At 60.5% G+C, this 15,972-nt stretch carries 12 protein-coding genes and 1 pseudogene; 8 read left to right on the forward strand and 5 right to left on the reverse strand.

All coding sequences use genetic code 11. The features are described from left to right. Window positions 1-4: 4 nt before the first annotated feature. Window positions 5-1,126 (reverse strand): rhomboid family intramembrane serine protease, encoded by a 1,122-nt coding sequence (locus J0L98_RS08815; RefSeq protein WP_296411319.1) that lies wholly within the window; start codon window positions 1,124-1,126, stop codon window positions 5-7. A gap of 165 nt (window positions 1,127-1,291) precedes the next feature. Here J0L98_RS08815 and J0L98_RS08820 point away from each other — a divergent pair, with 165 nt between their 5' ends. Beyond that, window positions 1,292-2,344 (forward strand): GGDEF domain-containing protein, encoded by a 1,053-nt coding sequence (locus J0L98_RS08820; RefSeq protein WP_296411320.1) that lies wholly within the window; start codon window positions 1,292-1,294, stop codon window positions 2,342-2,344. 15 nt (window positions 2,345-2,359) lie between these two features. On the opposite strand, the gene J0L98_RS08825 is transcribed toward J0L98_RS08820, so the two are convergent. The 3 genes from J0L98_RS08825 to J0L98_RS08835 all read right to left on the reverse strand — a co-directional run bounded on the left by J0L98_RS08825 (window position 2,360) and on the right by J0L98_RS08835 (window position 6,119). Continuing rightward, window positions 2,360-2,734: a hypothetical protein gene (locus J0L98_RS08825; protein ID WP_296411322.1), complete on the reverse strand. Its 375-nt coding sequence runs from the start codon at window positions 2,732-2,734 to the stop codon at window positions 2,360-2,362. A gap of 14 nt (window positions 2,735-2,748) precedes the next feature. Then, entirely contained in the window at window positions 2,749-3,723 is a 975-nt protein-coding gene (locus J0L98_RS08830; protein WP_296411323.1) for a quinone oxidoreductase, read from the reverse strand. Window positions 3,724-3,824: 101 nt separating this feature from the next. After that, complete coding sequence (locus J0L98_RS08835) at window positions 3,825-6,119, reverse strand: NADP-dependent malic enzyme (protein ID WP_296411324.1); 2,295 nt, start codon at window positions 6,117-6,119, stop codon at window positions 3,825-3,827. Window positions 6,120-6,463: 344 nt separating this feature from the next. Here J0L98_RS08835 and J0L98_RS08840 point away from each other — a divergent pair, with 344 nt between their 5' ends. The 3 genes from J0L98_RS08840 to J0L98_RS08850 all read left to right on the forward strand — a co-directional run bounded on the left by J0L98_RS08840 (window position 6,464) and on the right by J0L98_RS08850 (window position 10,398). Further along, a complete protein-coding gene (locus J0L98_RS08840) occupies window positions 6,464-7,234 on the forward strand; it encodes a ParA family protein (RefSeq protein ID WP_296411325.1) in 771 nt (256 codons plus the stop codon). A gap of 592 nt (window positions 7,235-7,826) precedes the next feature. Continuing rightward, window positions 7,827-8,951: a glycosyltransferase family 2 protein gene (locus J0L98_RS08845; protein ID WP_296411326.1), complete on the forward strand. Its 1,125-nt coding sequence runs from the start codon at window positions 7,827-7,829 to the stop codon at window positions 8,949-8,951. A gap of 142 nt (window positions 8,952-9,093) precedes the next feature. After that, window positions 9,094-10,398, forward strand: a complete 1,305-nt coding sequence (locus J0L98_RS08850; protein WP_296411327.1) for a glycosyltransferase family 39 protein — start codon at window positions 9,094-9,096, stop codon at window positions 10,396-10,398. Here the strand turns inward: J0L98_RS08850 and J0L98_RS08855 are convergent. Continuing rightward, the gene (locus tag J0L98_RS08855; protein ID WP_296411330.1) at window positions 10,395-12,617 is read right to left on the reverse strand and encodes a UvrD-helicase domain-containing protein; all 2,223 of its coding nucleotides are present in this window, start codon (window positions 12,615-12,617) and stop codon (window positions 10,395-10,397) included. The genes J0L98_RS08850 and J0L98_RS08855 overlap by 4 nt on opposite strands. Window positions 12,618-12,936: 319 nt before the next feature. Between J0L98_RS08855 and J0L98_RS08860 the strand changes: the two genes are divergently transcribed. The 4 genes and pseudogenes from J0L98_RS08860 to J0L98_RS08875 all read left to right on the forward strand — a co-directional run. After that, on the forward strand, window positions 12,937-13,263 hold the full coding sequence (locus J0L98_RS08860) for a hypothetical protein (protein WP_296405639.1): 327 nt from the start codon (window positions 12,937-12,939) through the stop codon (window positions 13,261-13,263). A 197-nt stretch (window positions 13,264-13,460) separates the two neighbouring features. Continuing rightward, window positions 13,461-13,793, forward strand: coding sequence for a preprotein translocase subunit YajC (yajC, locus tag J0L98_RS08865; protein ID WP_296411332.1), 333 nt, complete (start codon window positions 13,461-13,463; stop codon window positions 13,791-13,793). Window positions 13,794-13,867: 74 nt separating this feature from the next. Further along, a complete protein-coding gene (gene secD / locus J0L98_RS08870; protein WP_296411333.1) occupies window positions 13,868-15,727 on the forward strand; it encodes a protein translocase subunit SecD in 1,860 nt (619 codons plus the stop codon). Between the two features lie 33 nt (window positions 15,728-15,760). Then, window positions 15,761-15,972 (forward strand): annotated as a pseudogene (locus J0L98_RS08875) (protein translocase subunit SecF); the annotation flags it as partial.

Raw genomic sequence — 15,972 nt, forward strand, 5'->3', positions numbered from 1 at the left:
GCAATCAGCGCGGACCGGCCTCCACCGAGTGACGCAGGCGCATCTGAAGCAGGATGTTGTCGGCCTGCACCTGCAAGGCACGGGAGCGCTCGACCCATACCATCTGGCGGGTTTCAAGTGCCTGAGCCAGCGCTTTTACCGCATCTCGGCGAGTGGACGTGTAGGCAATGAGTTCCTGGCGCTGCCATTCGCTGGGGGCCGGCGCGGTGGCGCCCGAGAGCTGATTGATGAGACGCTCCCAACGCGGCAGGAAATCATGCTCGAGAACCTCCAGCGCAGCGGCCTCGGTCAATCGGCGCTGGCGGAGCGAATCCATCAACGCAGCCTGTTCGCGCAACAACTCCTGTTCGTCCAGAACAAAGCGCTGAAGCGTCTGCTGATATGCGGAATCCGCCTGGTAGCGCCGCACCACCTCCGGTGTCTGCTGCCAAAGCGTCAGGCCAAGGGCGACGAGCACCAAGCCCCCCGCCAGCGCACGAGGGCTTAGCCAGCGGACAGGCCGCGACGAGACGACGGGCTCGGCAAAGGCCAGGCCGAGAATAATCCCTCCCGCCAGGCCCCCCAGATGGGCGGCATTGTCGATCCCTGGCAAGGAAAAACCCGCAAACAGCGAGTATGCGATGAAGCCCAGGGTGCCCGACCGCATCTCCCTGAACACCTCACCCGGCACCGACCCCCGTTGCAGCAGCAGGTAGGCAAGCAAAGCCCCATAAACGCCAAAGATCGCCCCAGATGCGCCGACGCTCACACTGCCCTGCTTCCACCACAGGCTTGCCAGATTGCCCAGCAGGCCTGCCCCAACATAGATCACCAGAAAGCCCAGGCGGCCGAAAAGACGCTCCACCACCTGCCCGGCCTGGTAAAGCGCAAACATGTTGAGCCCCACATGAAGCAGGCCTCCGTGCAGGAAAAGTGCGGAAAACAGGCGCCACGGCTCACCCTTCTGGACCAGCGGCGCAAAATTGCCACCGGCACGGATGAGCAGATCGGACGGGATCTGCATCGCGTTCCGGGACATGGCCACGAGCAACGCAAAAATGATTGCATTGATGATGACCAGGGCCAGGGTGACATCGGCCCTGCGCACACGGGAAAACAACAGGTTGGCGAAGGTATCGTAATTCAAGGGACGGGGCCGGTCGGCAGTGAACACCGTTGATTATACGCAAGGCTGATTCCTGACCTTGCTGGGCCAAGGAGTGCGGGGCACGCTCCGATCAAACTTCTTCAATATCTCAGGAAAAGTGACTGAGTAAGATAAAATGAAAAGTTGAATATTCCCCTTCGACCTATGATCCACGTTCTAAAGCACGTCGAATCCATCACCCAGCACCGGGACAGAACCCTGCTGGAGCTGGGTGTCGCCTCGGCGCTGTTCGAATTGGTCAAGGCGCTTGAGGTCAATCTCTACAAGGTCAGCGAGCACGGTGGGGAACACTATCTGGCCCGGGTCACCCATGTGGGCCAGGATGGCGTGCGATACGTGCAGTCGGAATTCGACGACGAAGGCATGGCCGCGCCTCTGGGTCAGCGCCGGGAAATGGTGGCCTGTGTCGAGCAGACGCAAATCGTAAGGGCGCATGACAGCGCGCGCGACGCTTACGTGCATTGCTTTCCGATCAACGTTGATCGGCGAGTGCTGGGCGTGCTTGAGGTCGTCTGCCGCACGCCCCTTGCCACCGAGGAACTGGACACCGCCGAAGGCTTTCTGGGCCTCTACCGCAATTACCTCAGCCTGCTGGACTACAGCGAACGGGACACCCTCACGGGCCTGCTCAACCGCAAGACCTTCGACGACAACCTGGGGAAAATCCTTCAGGGCTTGTCGGCAGGTGAGTTGAACCTCGCGGGCGACAGCACTGCCTCCCCTCGGCGGCGCCAGAACGACGAGGGCAGACACTGGCTGGCCGTGGTGGACGTGGACCACTTCAAGCGGGTCAATGACCAGTTCGGCCATCTGTACGGGGATGAGGTGCTGCTGCTCCTTGCCCGGATCATGCAGGAGAGCTTCCGCCACCAGGATCGCCTGTTTCGTTTTGGCGGTGAGGAGTTCGTGGTCATCCTTCGGGCAACATCCGAGGATGAAGTTGCGGTGGCCCTTGAGCGCCTGCGGGCTAGCGTCGAAGGCCATCTGTTTCCACAGGTCGGCACCGTAACCGTGAGCATCGGCTACACCGGCATCAATTCCCGTGACACCATCCCCGACATCGTGGGCCGGGCCGACGATGCGCTCTATTTCGCCAAGGAAAACGGGCGCAATCAGGTGAGCAGCTACGAGCGCCTGCTTGCCTCCGGCAAGGTGTCGGCCCGTGAAGCCCCCAACAGCGATATCGAGCTGTTCTGACGCCCGTTTGCCGCCCTAGCGGGTGGCGGCTTGTGCGGGAAGATCCTTCAGTGCCTGCTTGCGCTCCCCATCCGCGGCAAATATGAGCGCGCGCTGCTCATCGCTGAGCGGCGCGCCCAGATCCCGCTCCAGAGAGCTATAGATGCGGGACAGGCGATCAGTCAGACGCCCCTTGGCCGGAATGGCACGTAACACCTGTTCGCGGCGGGCTCCCGCAATACTCATGACCTTCTGGACGAAGCTCTCTTCAATGCGCCGCGTCTCGGCCTGGATGAAGGCCGCCTGCACAGGCGTCAGTACCACTGGCGGAGGCGCAACAGGCGGTGCCGAAAAGGCCGGAAGGGCGGCGGCAAACCCGAGCGCCAGTGCGGCAATAACATTGCGTGGCAAGAAATCTCTCATGTCTAGGGAACCAGTACGGTCGAGCCCGTCGTGCGTCGCGCCTCAAGCTCCTGATGGGCAACAGCCGCATCGTGCAGCGGAAAACGTTGGTTGATCGACAGCCTGACCTGACCCGAAAGAACGATAGAAAACAACTCGTCGGCCATCGCCAGCAGATCCTGCCGTCGGGCTGAATACGTAAAGAGGCTCGGTCGGGTCAGGAACAGGGAGCCCATCTTGCCGAGCAGGCCCGGATCGAAGGTCTCCACCGGGCCGGATGCATTGCCGAAGCTCACCATCATACCCATGGGCCGCAGGCAGGCCAGGGAATCCATGAAGGTGTCCCTGCCGATGGAGTCATAGACTACCGGTACCCCCTCGCCACCGGTCAATTCCCGAACCCGGCTTGAAATGCACTCGCGGGTATGGACGATGGGATGATCACAGCCATGCAGCCGGGCCAAGTCCGCTTTCTCGTCGGAACCGACGGTGCCAATCACCGTCGCCCCCAGGGCTTTTGCCCATTGACAGACAATCAGGCCGACACCGCCCGCGGCAGCATGGATCAGAATGGTGTCACCCGGCTGCACCCGGTAGGTTCGGCGCAGCAGATACTGGGCCGTCAGGCCTTGCAGCATCATGGCCGCGCCCTGCTCGAAACTGAGGGCATCCGGCAAACGCACCAGACGGTCGGCCGGAATGTTGCGGCGCTCCGCATATGCGCCCAAGGGACCGCCGGCATAGGCAACCCTGTCACCAGGACGCAAATCACTCACGCCTGCCCCCACCGCCTCGACCACGCCAGCGGCCTCAAGACCCAGACCCGAAGGCAAGGGGACTGGATAGAGGCCGGAACGGTGGTAGACGTCGATATAGTTCAGACCGACAGCATGATGCCGGACCTGTGCCTCGCCAGGTGCAGGCGGCGCCAGATCGGACTCGACCCACTGCAAGACCTCGGGGCCGCCAGTACGCTCAAAGCGGATCAAACGGGACATGCCTCACCTCGCGGAACAATTGGGTCGATTGTACCGGAGGGAAATTTCAAATAGCGGGTTGAAGCACCCCGACCCGCTCAGCGGGCCGGGGCAATCACAGCTCAGACGGGCAATTCTTCACGCTGCTCGGCGGCATCCACCACTGCCAGGGCGGTGATATTGACGAGCCGACGCACCGATGCGGAGGGCGTCAGAATGTGCACAGCACGGGCACTGCCCAACAGGATGGGGCCGACGGAAACCCCATCTCCGTTGGCAATCTTGAGCAGGTTGAAGGCGATGTTGGCCGCATCCAGGTTGGGCATCACGAGCAGATTGGCTTCACCATGCAGCGTGGAGTCGGGATGCAGGCGGTCACGGATCTCCGGTGAAAGTGCCGAGTCACCGTGCATTTCACCATCGCACTGGAGATCAGGCGCCTTGATCCGAAGGATGTCACGGGCGTCCCGCATGCGACGGGACGATGCGCTGCGGGCACTGCCAAAGTTGGAATGGGACAGCAGTGCCACCTTCGGCTCGATCCCAAAGCGCTTGAGTTCATCTGCCGCCATCATTGCGATCTCGGCCGCCTCCTCGGCGCTGGGCACTTCATTCACATACGTGTCGGTGATGGCAAGGATGCGCTGGGGCAGCAGCAGGATGTTCATCGCTGCATAGAGGCTGGCACCGTGTTTGAGGCCAATCAGGTTCTGGACATGGTTGAAGTGGTGATCGTAGCCCCCCGTCGTGCCGCAGACGAGGGCGTCGCCATCACCACGACGCAGCAGCATGCAGCCAATCAGCGTGGTGTCCGAACGCATGGCCTCACGCGCCGAGTCGGGGGTCACGCCATCGCGCCCCATCAGCCGGTAGTATTCCTGCCACAGCTCGCGATAGCGGCTGTCCGACTCCACGTTGACCACGTCGAAATCCCGGCCCGCCACGAGATTGAGGCCGAACTTCTCGATACGCATGTCGATGACCGCAGGCCGGCCGATCAGGATCGGACGCGCCAGATTTTCATCCACCACGGCACGCACGGCACGCAGAACCCGCTCACTCTCCCCTTCGGCATAGAGCACGCGCTTCTTGTCGGCGGCAACGGCCTTGGCCTTGGTGAACACCGGCTTCATGATGATGCCGGACTGGTATACGAATTCGTTGAGACTCTGGACATAGGCGTCCATGTCGATCTTGCGCGTGGCCACACCCGAATCAATGGCGGCCCGGGCAACGGCGGGGGCGATCTTGACAATCAGCCGGGGATCGAAGGGCTTGGGAATCAGATAGTTCGGGCCGAAGGTGAGGTCCGCACCGCCGTACGCCTGCGCCACCACGTCGGACTGCTCGGCCTCGGCCAGTTCGGCAATGGCCTTCACACACGCCAGCTTCATCTCCTCGTTGATCTTGGTGGCGCCCGCATCCAGGGCACCGCGGAAGATGAAGGGGAAGCACAGGACGTTATTGACCTGGTTCGGGTAGTCGGAACGACCGGTGGCAATGATGGCATCCGGGCGAACTTCCTTGGCCAGTTCGGGCAGGATCTCCGGGGTCGGGTTGGCAAGGGCGAAGATCAGGGGCTTGTCAGCCATGGTCTTGACCATCTCGGGCTTGAGCACGCCCGCGGTGGACAATCCGAGGAAGATGTCCGCGCCAACCACGGCATCGGCCAGGGTACGGAAAGCGGTCTGCTGGGCAAAGCGCGCCTTGGTGGGCTCCATGTTCTCGTCGCGCCCGACGTAGATCACGCCCTTGGAATCGCAAACGATGATGTTTTCGCGGGTGATGCCGAGACCACACCAAAGCTCGAGACAGGCAATCGCCGCAGCGCCGGCGCCGGACACCACCACCTTGACTTCGTCGATCTTCTTTTCGACCACCTTCAGGCCATTGAGCATGGCCGCCGCCGAAATGATGGCGGTGCCGTGCTGGTCGTCATGGAAGACCGGAATGTTCATCCGCTCCCGCAGCTTCTGCTCAATGTAGAAGCACTCGGGCGCCTTGATGTCTTCGAGGTTGACCCCACCCAGGGTGGGCTCAAGGGCCGCGATCATGTCGATCAGCTTGTCCGGGTCGTTCTCGGCAAGCTCGATGTCGAAGACGTCGATGTTGGCAAACTTTTTGAACAGACAGCCTTTGCCCTCCATCACCGGCTTGGCGGCCAGGGGGCCGATGTTGCCGAGACCGAGCACGGCGGTGCCGTTGGTGATCACGGCCACCAGATTGCCCCGGGAGGTGTACTCCTGCGCATCGGCCGGATCGGCCACGATGGCGTCACAGGCGGCGGCCACGCCGGGCGAATAGGCCAGCGCCAGATCGCGCTGATTGGTCAGGCCCTTGGTCGGCACCACTGCAATCTTGCCGCGGGTCGGGCTACGGTGGTAGTCGAGGGCTGCGGCAATGAAATCCTTGTCCATGTTCTCTCTTCTCTCAAAAATTGGTCCGCCCCCCATTGGTCAGGGCAACAATGTGCCACTGGCGGGGGAAATCACCGATGGTCTGGCTGGAACTGGATGTGTCCTGGGTACCCTGAGGCGAGCGTGTGCCTCGTATGACAGCCAAGCGGTGCTTACCCCACCACCCGACCGGAGTTTCGCGCCCGGGAGGAGGGCGCGAAGACTTCACGTTCTGCTTGCCTTATTGTTTGAGTACGAGTTTACCCGACCCACGCCATTTTGGCACCCTCGGTAAATTCAGCCCCCCGTCCAAGGCATGGCACAATCGCGCGCATCCAAACAGCACAAGAAAACGGGGAGAACCGATGCGACGCGTTGTATTCAACCAGAAGGGTGGGGTGGGCAAATCCACGATCACCTGCAATCTTGCAGCCATCAGTGCCCACACGGGCCTACGCACGCTGGTTGTCGACCTGGACCCCCAGGGAAACTCCACCCACTACCTGCTGGGTGATGCGGCGGAGAACGTTGACGACACGCTGGCCGGGCTCTTCGAGCAGACCCTGTCCTTCAAGTTCAGCCCCAAGAAGACGGCAGAGTTTGTGCACCCGACGCCGTTTCCCAACCTGTCGATCATGCCCTCCCACCCAAGCCTGGAGGAGCTGCAGGGGAAGCTGGAATCCCGCTACAAGATCTTCAAGCTGCGCGATGCACTGGATGAGCTCGCCGACGACTACGATGCCGTGTTCATAGACACGCCACCGGCGCTCAACTTCTATACCCGCTCGGCCCTGATCGCCACCCGTTTGTGTCTGATCCCCTTCGACTGCGACGATTTTTCACGCCGCGCCCTCTATGCACTGATGGAAAACGTCCAGGAGATCCGTGCCGATCACAACCGCGATCTGGAAGTCGAAGGTATCGTGGTGAACCAGTTCCAGCCCCGTGCCAGCCTGCCTCAGAAGCTGGTTCAGGAACTGATTGCCGAAGGACTTCCGATCTTCAAGACCTATCTGTCCAGCTCCATCAAGATCCGTGAAAGCCACGAACAGGCCAAGCCCATGATCCATCTCGACCCGAAGCACAAGCTGGCGCAGGAGTTCGTTGCCCTGCATGGAGAGCTTCGCAGCGCCTGAACAACCCACATCCACCGGCACATCCGTCGCGCAAAGGACACCCTCGACGCCCATCTCGTGGGCGCCGGGCAGGGAAGAGCCTGCATCGACTCCCATGACCTACGGCCTTGCCTCGGCGGGCAACCGTCGCGGTACCGTGCAACAGGAACGCCGTCAAAAAAATCGCCTTACAGGCAACGCGCACGGAGACCGGAATCAGGAGGTCTTCCGACCCCATCCCGTCCCATAACACCCGCTCCCGGGCGTTCGACACCTCGAACTGCCCCCAAAGAACACTTCAAGCCACCTTCCCCAACCAGACTCAGGCTACCAACGTGCAAGACGCCGGGTTGCGTCGAAGTGCTAAAGACGGTCGACGGCAATGAGTCTGCACCGCAACTGCAGCACCCCCGTTTTCATTCCAGGCGATTTCTGTCTTGGTCCGTGCGATAGTCGTCAGGGTGCACTCGGGCAACAACACACCATGCTTGTGCATTGCAGTAATTTCGATACCATTCACTGGAACCGGAGCCAATCCCCGAGCACAGGCGTGTAATTCAGGTGTTTGGCTATATTGACCTCACCGTCTCTCCGCCAGTTACAAAATTGCAACATGAATGCAACACCTCTGAAAACCGTCATCATTGTCCCGACCTACAATGAAAGGGACAACATTGCTGCACTGGTCCAAGCCCTGCAGGAGGAGTTCAAGTGCATTCGCCACGATATGCACATACTGGTTGTGGACGACAACTCTCCCGACCGAACCGCCGACGTCGTGCAAGGCCTCCAGGCATCCCACCCCAACCTGCACCTCCTGAACGGCCAGAAGCAAGGTCTGGGCGTTGCATATATTCGCGGGATGCGCCACGCCATGGAGGAACTGTCTGCAGACATCGTCTTCGAGATGGATGCCGATTTCTCCCACAAGCCCGAGGACGTGCCTCGCCTCCTTGCTGCGATTGATGCGGGTGCAGACTTCGTCATTGGTAGTCGGTATGTCCGCGGGGGAACGATCCCCGACGAGTGGGGCCTTTATCGCCGTCTGAATTCGCGATTTGGGAATATCGTTGCTCGCTATCTCGCCGGAATCTATTCAGTCAGAGACTGCACAGCCGGATTTCGGGCCATTCGAACGTCCATCCTGCGGCGCATTGACTTCGACAAGTTGCGAGTCCAGGGGTACGCGTTTCAGGTGGCCCTTCTCCACGCAGCAAAGACCTGCAAAGCCAAGATTGTCGAGATCCCGGTGAATTTCATTGACCGAACGCATGGAGAGTCCAAGCTGGGCATCCGTGACATCATCGAGTTCATACTCAACGCTTGGTGGATTCGCTTCGACAGCTCAAAAACCTTCCTGAAGTTCATTATCGTCGGAGCCTCGGGGGTTGTCGTCAATCTCGGAGTCTTCACGATCTTGCTCGCCCAGGGATTCAACAAATACGGAGCATCACCGATTGCCATTGAGCTATCCATCGTAACGAATTTCTTCCTGAATAACGGATGGACTTTCCGATGGAGGAAGACCAAGGATCGGATGAGAACTCGCGGAATCAAGTTCAATGCCGTCTCGCTGCTGTCGCTGGGCGTAAGCTACTCGACCTTCGTTGGGCTCTCGATGCTTCTGCCGGATTACCCACCCCAGCTCCATCAGTTCGCCGGCATCATCCCTGCCACATTGGTCAATTACTTTCTGAACTCCTACTGGACGTTCAAGCACACCGAAGACGCGCATTGATGATGTGAGCACTTGCGTCGGACGCCTTTCTACAACGAACAACGAACTGACGGTCTCAGATCCGATTCCGAGCCTGTAGCTTTCTCCCGCAGCCGATACACATGGGACTGGAACATCAAGAAGCCGGATTTCAAGCGAGACGATGATGAAACCGCAAAACATGTTCGCCTGGCTTTTAAAGCCAGGCACGCTTCCCCTGATTTTCCTCATCTTCGCACTGACACGGGCGGCAGTGCTTCTTGTTCCCATCACCCCCATCTCGGATGCCCTCTGGTATGTTGGTGCGGCCGCCCGTCTGTCGCAGGGTGAGGGCTATTCGGAAGGCGGCATAGCTACGGCCTATTGGCCCCCAGGCTGGCCAATTGTGCTCGCGCTGATATTCAAGACCTTCGGCGTTTCGATCCTGGCTGCCCAGCTTTTCAACTTGGCCTGTTCGGTGCTTGCGGGATGGCTCACTCTTGATCTCGGCCGTCATCTTTTCCGCTCGGAAGCCGCTGCTCGCCTTGGACTCCTGCTCCTGGCGATCTATCCCAACAGCATCGGATATGTACCCTTGATGCTGACCGAGGTCTTCTACACCACTCTTCTTCTCGCGGGCTGCTGGCTTCTGATCGCTCGCCAGAGCCCTGCAAGCAGAGTACTCGCAGGCGTCATCTTCGGAGTTGCAACACTGACAAAGGCGCAATCGCTGCTCGTGATTCCAATGATCTTTGGCGTGGCGGTGCTGCGCTCACCCATGACGATCAAGCATGTCGCAAGCTCCGTTGCCCGTGCTCTCACAGTCGTCCTTGTGGCCTTACTGGTCGTAGCCCCCTGGAGCTATCGCAACTACCAAGTGTTCGGGGAATGGGTGTTCGTATCAACGAATGGTGGGCTTACGCTGCTGACCGGAAACAACCCAAGCGCCCGAGGAGGCTACTCCGAGAAGGATCCATTAGTGACCGGGATCAATCGAAGCGTGTCGGCACAGCTGGAGGTGGACAAGGAGGCACGCAGGCTTGCAAAAGAGTGGATTCAGGAAAACCCGGGGCGCTTTATGGAACTCATTCCGCTCAAGGCCTTCCGCCTCTGGGGACCAGACGGTGAGTCCGAGTGGTCTTTCCAGGCCGACCAAGAAAGATACGCGGCCCACGCACTATGGTTCCGCGCCGTACGCTATGCCAATCAGGCCTACTATATCTGTCTCATGTCAGGCTTTTTATGGGCCGGGTTTCTCCTGCTTTCCAGGAAGGCGAAGCTGACGCCCCCCCGATTTGACTGGTGGCTGCTGCCCTACACGCTGGCCCTTTACCCCACGCTGATCGCAATGGTTTTTTCGGGACAATCCCGCTTTCACTACCCGGTCATGCCCTTTGTTGCCATGACCTGCGGCTGGCTGCTGACCCACTTGATGATGAAGCAGCAGGCATACGGATCCGGCCAAGGCCGACAAGTCATCCAGGCCTAAACCGCGGTGAGCTTCGCCACCGCCAGCATCAGCCACTTGCTGCCCGCCTCGGCGAATTTCACCTGAACCCTCGCGTCATTGCCGCTGCCCTCGGCAGAAACGATCACCCCATCGCCGAAACGCGCATGCCGCACGCTCTGGCCGATCCGCAGCCCCCCCAGGTCGCGGGACTTCATCGGCGGAGGCGCCGGCATGGCAGCCATGGCCGGCTTGGCGGCTCCGGGGTTGTAATAGCGCGCGGAGGGCTCGGGCGCGAAACTGCGGCGCGGATTGGGCGGCGTCAGCCACTTGGTCAGGCCTTCCGGGATTTCTTCCAGGAAGCGGGAGCGCAGGTTATAGCGCACCTGGCCATGGAGCATCCGGCTCTGGGTGAAGCTCAGATAGAGACGCTGGCGCGCCCGGGTGACGGCCACATACATCAGGCGCCGCTCCTCTTCCAGACCGTCCGCCTCCTGGGCACTGTTCTCATGGGGGAAAAGCCCCTCCTCAAGGCCGCTCAGAAAGACCACGTCGAACTCAAGCCCCTTGGCGGCATGAACCGTCATCAACTGCACTGCCTCCGTACCCGCATCCGCCTGATGGTCGCCCGCCTCCAGGGACGCATGCGCAAGAAACTCGGCAAGCACCGAATCGGCAGCGGACGGCGAATCCCCGGGTGCCTGGCCGGCGCCCACCTCGGCGCTGAAGTTCGCAGCCGCATTGACCAGTTCATCCAGGTTCTCGAGCCGCTCCTGCCCTTCCTTTTCCGCTTTGTAGTGAGCACGCAGACCAGACACCTCGATCACGTGCTCGACCATCTCATGCAGCGGCAGATCCCGCGTCTCACTGCGCAGGCGCTCGATCAACACCACAAACTGCGCGAGGGATGAGCCCGGCTTGCCGGAGAGGTGAGGCACTGTCTGGTAGAGCGGCGTATTCCAAGTCCGGGCCGCATCCTGCAGGGCCTCAAGGGATCGGGCGCCAATGCCGCGGGTCGGGAAATTGACGACCCGGGTGAACGCGGTATCGTCATCAGAATTGGCGATCAGGCGCAGATAGGCCAGAGCGTGCTTCACCTCCTGACGCTCAAAGAAGCGCAGCCCCCCATATACCCGGTAGGCAATGCCGCTGGAAAAAAGCTGATGCTCCAGCACCCGCGACTGGGCATTCGAGCGATAAAGAAGCGCGATGTCGGCACGACTGGCACCGTCACGAACCAGAGACTGGATTTCGTCGACGATCCAGCGAGCCTCATCGGAATCGGCAAACGCTTCATAGACGCGGATCGGCTCCCCCGCCCCGCGATCCGTCCATAGGTTCTTGCCCAGACGCCTGGTGTTGTTGGCAATCAGCGCGTTGGCCGCATCAAGGATGTTGCCGTGGGAGCGATAGTTCTGCTCCAGGCGGATCACGTTTTCAACGCGAAAATCCCGCTCGAAATCCCGCATGTTGCCGACTTCAGCACCGCGGAAACGATAGATGGACTGATCGTCGTCACCCACACAGAACAAACTGGCCCCCCCCTCCTCGCCCTTACCGGCCAGCAAGCTCAGCCAGCGGTACTGGAGCACATTGGTGTCCTGAAACTCATCCACCAGGATATGGCGGAAACGCGCCTGGTAATGGCGGCGTATCGGCTCATTCCGCACCAGCAACTCGTAGCTGCGCAGCAACAACTCGGGGAAATCCACAACTGCCTCGCGCTGGCACTGTGCCTCATACTCCATGTAAAGCTCCACACGACGGCGGCTGTAGTCATCCCATGCCTCGACCGCAGCCGGCCTCAAGCCCGCCTCCTTTTGGCCGTTGATGAAGTGCTGCAGGTCGCGTGGTGGATACTTTTCATCGTCCACATTGAGGGTTTTCAGCAAGCGTTTGATCGATGCGAGCTGATCTGCGGTATCGAGGATCTGAAATAGCTGAGGTAAGCCGGCATCCCGATGGTGGGCACGCAGGAAACGGTTGCACAAGCCATGGAAGGTCCCGATCCACATGCCCCGGGTGTTGATCGGGAACATGGCCGAGAGCCGCGTCAGCATCTCCTTGGCAGCCTTGTTGGTGAAGGTTACGGCAAGGATGCCCTGGGGGCTGCAATAGCCGTTCTGCAACAACCAGGCAATGCGCGTGATGAGCACGCGGGTCTTGCCGGAACCTGCACCTGCCAGAATCAGGGCGTGCCGCGGCGGCAAGGTCACCGCAGCGAGCTGTTCAGCGTTGAGGTGTTCGAGAAGCTGGGACATGGGGTGACACGGAATGCGGCGAAGCGCCACATTCTACTGCCAGTGCCCTGCATTGGCGGATACCGGCGGGTGTTGCGAAAACGCCGCGCCAACGTGACGGATTACTTGAAACAAATTGAAAAGGCGCTTGCAGTGCGCACCGCAAGCACCTAAACTGAAATTGTGCAATGCAACAAACAAGACTTACCAGAAGCTGAAGGAACCCTTGGACAGCAGCAAATATGCCAAAAAAGGCAATTTTGCATCGCACCAAAATACACGGCTCCGACATAGAAATCAGCTCGGCTTGTTTGATGCCCCAACATAGGAGTAACAGCAAATGAAAGCACCAAAACTACTTCACTGGCACGCCCGCAAAGCGGGTGTTCCCGTCGAACGCGCCGAAGCCTTGTGGCGCAAGGCCCTTCGCGAAGCTACTGCAGATACCGGCTGGGTAGGCACCTCGGAATTCTGGGGTGCGGCTGAAGCCCGCTTCCTCGAACTGCTGGCCGAAGAGCAAAGTACGCTTTGCGCCCCCCATGTCGAATCCTTCATGCGCACCCAGCATCGCATGGGCCTGATGCCCCTGCTCGCGGCGGAACAGATGTTTTCCGTGATCTCTGCCAACTGGCAGCGCTTCTGCAACCAGATGAACAAGGCAGCCTAAGGGCGCCTGCCGCCGCCCCAGGGCGGTGGCGCAACCGTGTTTTTCTCCCTCCTCTCCCTTGTGGAGACTTGACGGCGTCTGTCGCAAGACAGACGCCGCTTTTTTGCGTACCGCCCCCCCCAACGACAGGCACTCGAAGGCAGGCCGCCGGGTACTGCTATAATCCAGCCCCTTGCATCTTCACTCCGGAGTTCAATGTGCTGATTTCCAACGCCTTTGCCCAGGCCGCACCGGCCGCCGCACAGGACCCCCTGGGCGGTCTGACCGGCATTCTGCCGATGATCTTCATGTTCGCGGTACTGTGGTTCCTGATGATCCGCCCGCAGATGAAGCGCGCCAAGGAACACAAGGCCCTCCTCGAAGGCCTGCAGAAGAATGACGAAGTCCTGACCGGTGGCGGCATCGTCGGCAAGGTTGTCGCCATCAGTGATGCCTATGTGACCGTGGAAGTCGCGACCAACACCCAGATCGTCGTTCAGAAGCAGGCTATTGGCGCCGTTCTGCCCAAGGGCACGCTCAAGTCAATCTGAGCGGCGCCCAGCCGGTGCACACGCACCGGTTTACTTTGGCCGCCGGGCCTGTACCCCATCCTTCCCGCCAGACCATGAACCGCTATCCTCTCTGGAAGAATCTCCTCATCGGGCTCGTCCTGCTGTGGGGCCTGATCTACACCCTGCCGAACTTCTACGGTGAGGTTCCCGCCGTACAGGTCTCGAGCGGCAAGGCCACGCTCAAACTGGACGCAGGCACCACCCAGAAACGCGTCGACGAAATCCTCGCCGCCGCCGGCATCCAGCACGATGGGTTGTTTTCCGACTTCAACAGTGTGCGTGCGCGCTTTCGCGACACGGACACACAGCTGAAGGCCAAGGATGCCATAGAGAAGGGCTTCAATCCGGACGCCGCCGATCCGTCCTATGTGGTGGCCCTCAACCTCCTTTCCGCCAGCCCCCAATGGCTCACCAGCATCGGTGCGCTGCCCATGTACCTGGGCCTCGATCTGCGGGGTGGCGTGCACTTCCTTCTGCAAGTAGACATGAAGGGCGCGGTCACCAAGCGGCTTGATTCCACCACCGGCGATCTGCGCACCCTGCTGCGCGACAAGAACGTGCGCCACGCGGGCATCACCCGGGAAGGCCAGACTGTCGTCATCAAGTTCCGCGATGCTGAAGCCCAATCACGGGCTCGTGCCGTGATCATGGCCAGCACCAACGATCTGCAACTGACGGAAGGCCAGGACGGCGCAGACTTCAAGATCACCGCCACGCTCAATCCGCTGGCCCAGAAGTCCATCCAGGAATTCGCACTCAAACAGAACATCACCACCCTGCACAACCGGATCAACGAGCTTGGCGTCGCCGAGCCCGTCATCCAGCAACAGGGCATTGACCGGATTGTCGTGCAGCTCCCCGGCGTGCAGGACGTGGCCAAGGCCAAGGACATCCTGGGCCGCACGGCCACCCTTGAGATCCGCATGGTGGAGGATGCACCCGGCGCCCTCGAGGCGGCCATGAACGGCGCCATTCCGCCAGGCACGGAGATATACAACGACCGCGAAGGGCGCCCCCTGCTCGTCAAGAAGCAAGTGGTCCTCACCGGTGAGCGCCTCACCGACGCCCAGCCAGGATTTGACGGCCAGACCCACGAGGCTGCCGTACACCTCACCCTGGATTCGGCCGGTGCCCGCATTTTCAAGGACGTCACCCGCGAGAACGTCAACAAGCGCATGGCCATCCTGCTGATCGAGAAGGGCAAGGGAGAGGTGGTCACCGCCCCGGTCATCCGCGGGGAGATCGGTGGTGGTCGTGTCCAGATTTCCGGTCGCATGAGCTCCGAGGAAGCCACGGACACCGCGCTGCTGCTGCGGGCAGGTTCCCTGGCAGCACCGATGGAGATCATTGAAGAACGTACCATCGGCCCGAGCCTTGGGGCCGAGAACATCAGCAAGGGCTTTCATTCGACCCTGTGGGGCTTCGTGGCGATCGGTATCTTCATGTGCGCCTACTACATGCTCTTCGGTCTCGTCTCGGTGCTGGCCCTGGCCTCCAACCTGCTTTTGCTGATCGCCCTCCTTTCCTTGCTGCAGGCCACCCTCACCCTGCCCGGTATTGCGGCCATCGCGCTGACCCTTGGCATGGCCATCGACGCCAACGTGCTGATCAACGAGCGCATTCGAGAGGAACTGCGCAACGGATCAACACCCCAGGCCGCCATCTCGGCAGGCTATGACCGGGCATTCGACACCATTCTCGACTCCAACGTCACCACGCTGATCGCCGGCGTTGCCCTGCTGGTGTTCGGCTCGGGGCCGGTGCGGGGTTTCGCCGTGGTCCACTGCCTTGGCATCCTGACCTCCATGTTCAGTGCCATCCTCGTATCCCGCGGCCTGGTGAACCTGATCTACGGCAAGAAGCGCAAGCTCGACAAGCTGGCCATCGGCCAGGTGTGGAAGCCGGGCAACTAAGACGCGCAACCACATAGAAACGGAACCGCCATCATGGAATTTTTCCGCATCCGCAAAGACATCCCTTTCATGAAGCACGCGCTGGTGTTCAACGTCATTTCGTTGGTCACCTTTCTGTTCGCCGTGTTTTTCCTGGTCACCAAGGGACTCCATTTCAGCGTCGAGTTCACCGGCGGCACCCTGATGGAGGTGAGCTATGCCGAAGCGCCGAACCTCGAGAAGCTCCGCGAATCACTGGCCAAGGA

This window comes from Zoogloea sp., assembly GCF_017302315.1.
Lineage (GTDB): Bacteria > Pseudomonadota > Gammaproteobacteria > Burkholderiales > Rhodocyclaceae > Zoogloea.

Coding starts and splice junctions, on each gene's coding strand:
- J0L98_RS08855 (WP_296411330.1), bottom strand. CDS start 12,617: ATGTCCCAGCTTCTCGAACACCTCAACGCTGAACAGCTCGCTGCGGTG.
- J0L98_RS08820 (WP_296411320.1), top strand. CDS start 1,292: ATGATCCACGTTCTAAAGCACGTCGAATCCATCACCCAGCACCGGGAC.
- secD (WP_296411333.1), top strand. CDS start 13,868: ATGAACCGCTATCCTCTCTGGAAGAATCTCCTCATCGGGCTCGTCCTG.
- J0L98_RS08830 (WP_296411323.1), bottom strand. CDS start 3,723: ATGTCCCGTTTGATCCGCTTTGAGCGTACTGGCGGCCCCGAGGTCTTG.
- J0L98_RS08845 (WP_296411326.1), top strand. CDS start 7,827: ATGAATGCAACACCTCTGAAAACCGTCATCATTGTCCCGACCTACAAT.
- J0L98_RS08850 (WP_296411327.1), top strand. CDS start 9,094: ATGATGAAACCGCAAAACATGTTCGCCTGGCTTTTAAAGCCAGGCACG.
- J0L98_RS08860 (WP_296405639.1), top strand. CDS start 12,937: ATGAAAGCACCAAAACTACTTCACTGGCACGCCCGCAAAGCGGGTGTT.
- J0L98_RS08840 (WP_296411325.1), top strand. CDS start 6,464: ATGCGACGCGTTGTATTCAACCAGAAGGGTGGGGTGGGCAAATCCACG.
- J0L98_RS08835 (WP_296411324.1), bottom strand. CDS start 6,119: ATGGACAAGGATTTCATTGCCGCAGCCCTCGACTACCACCGTAGCCCG.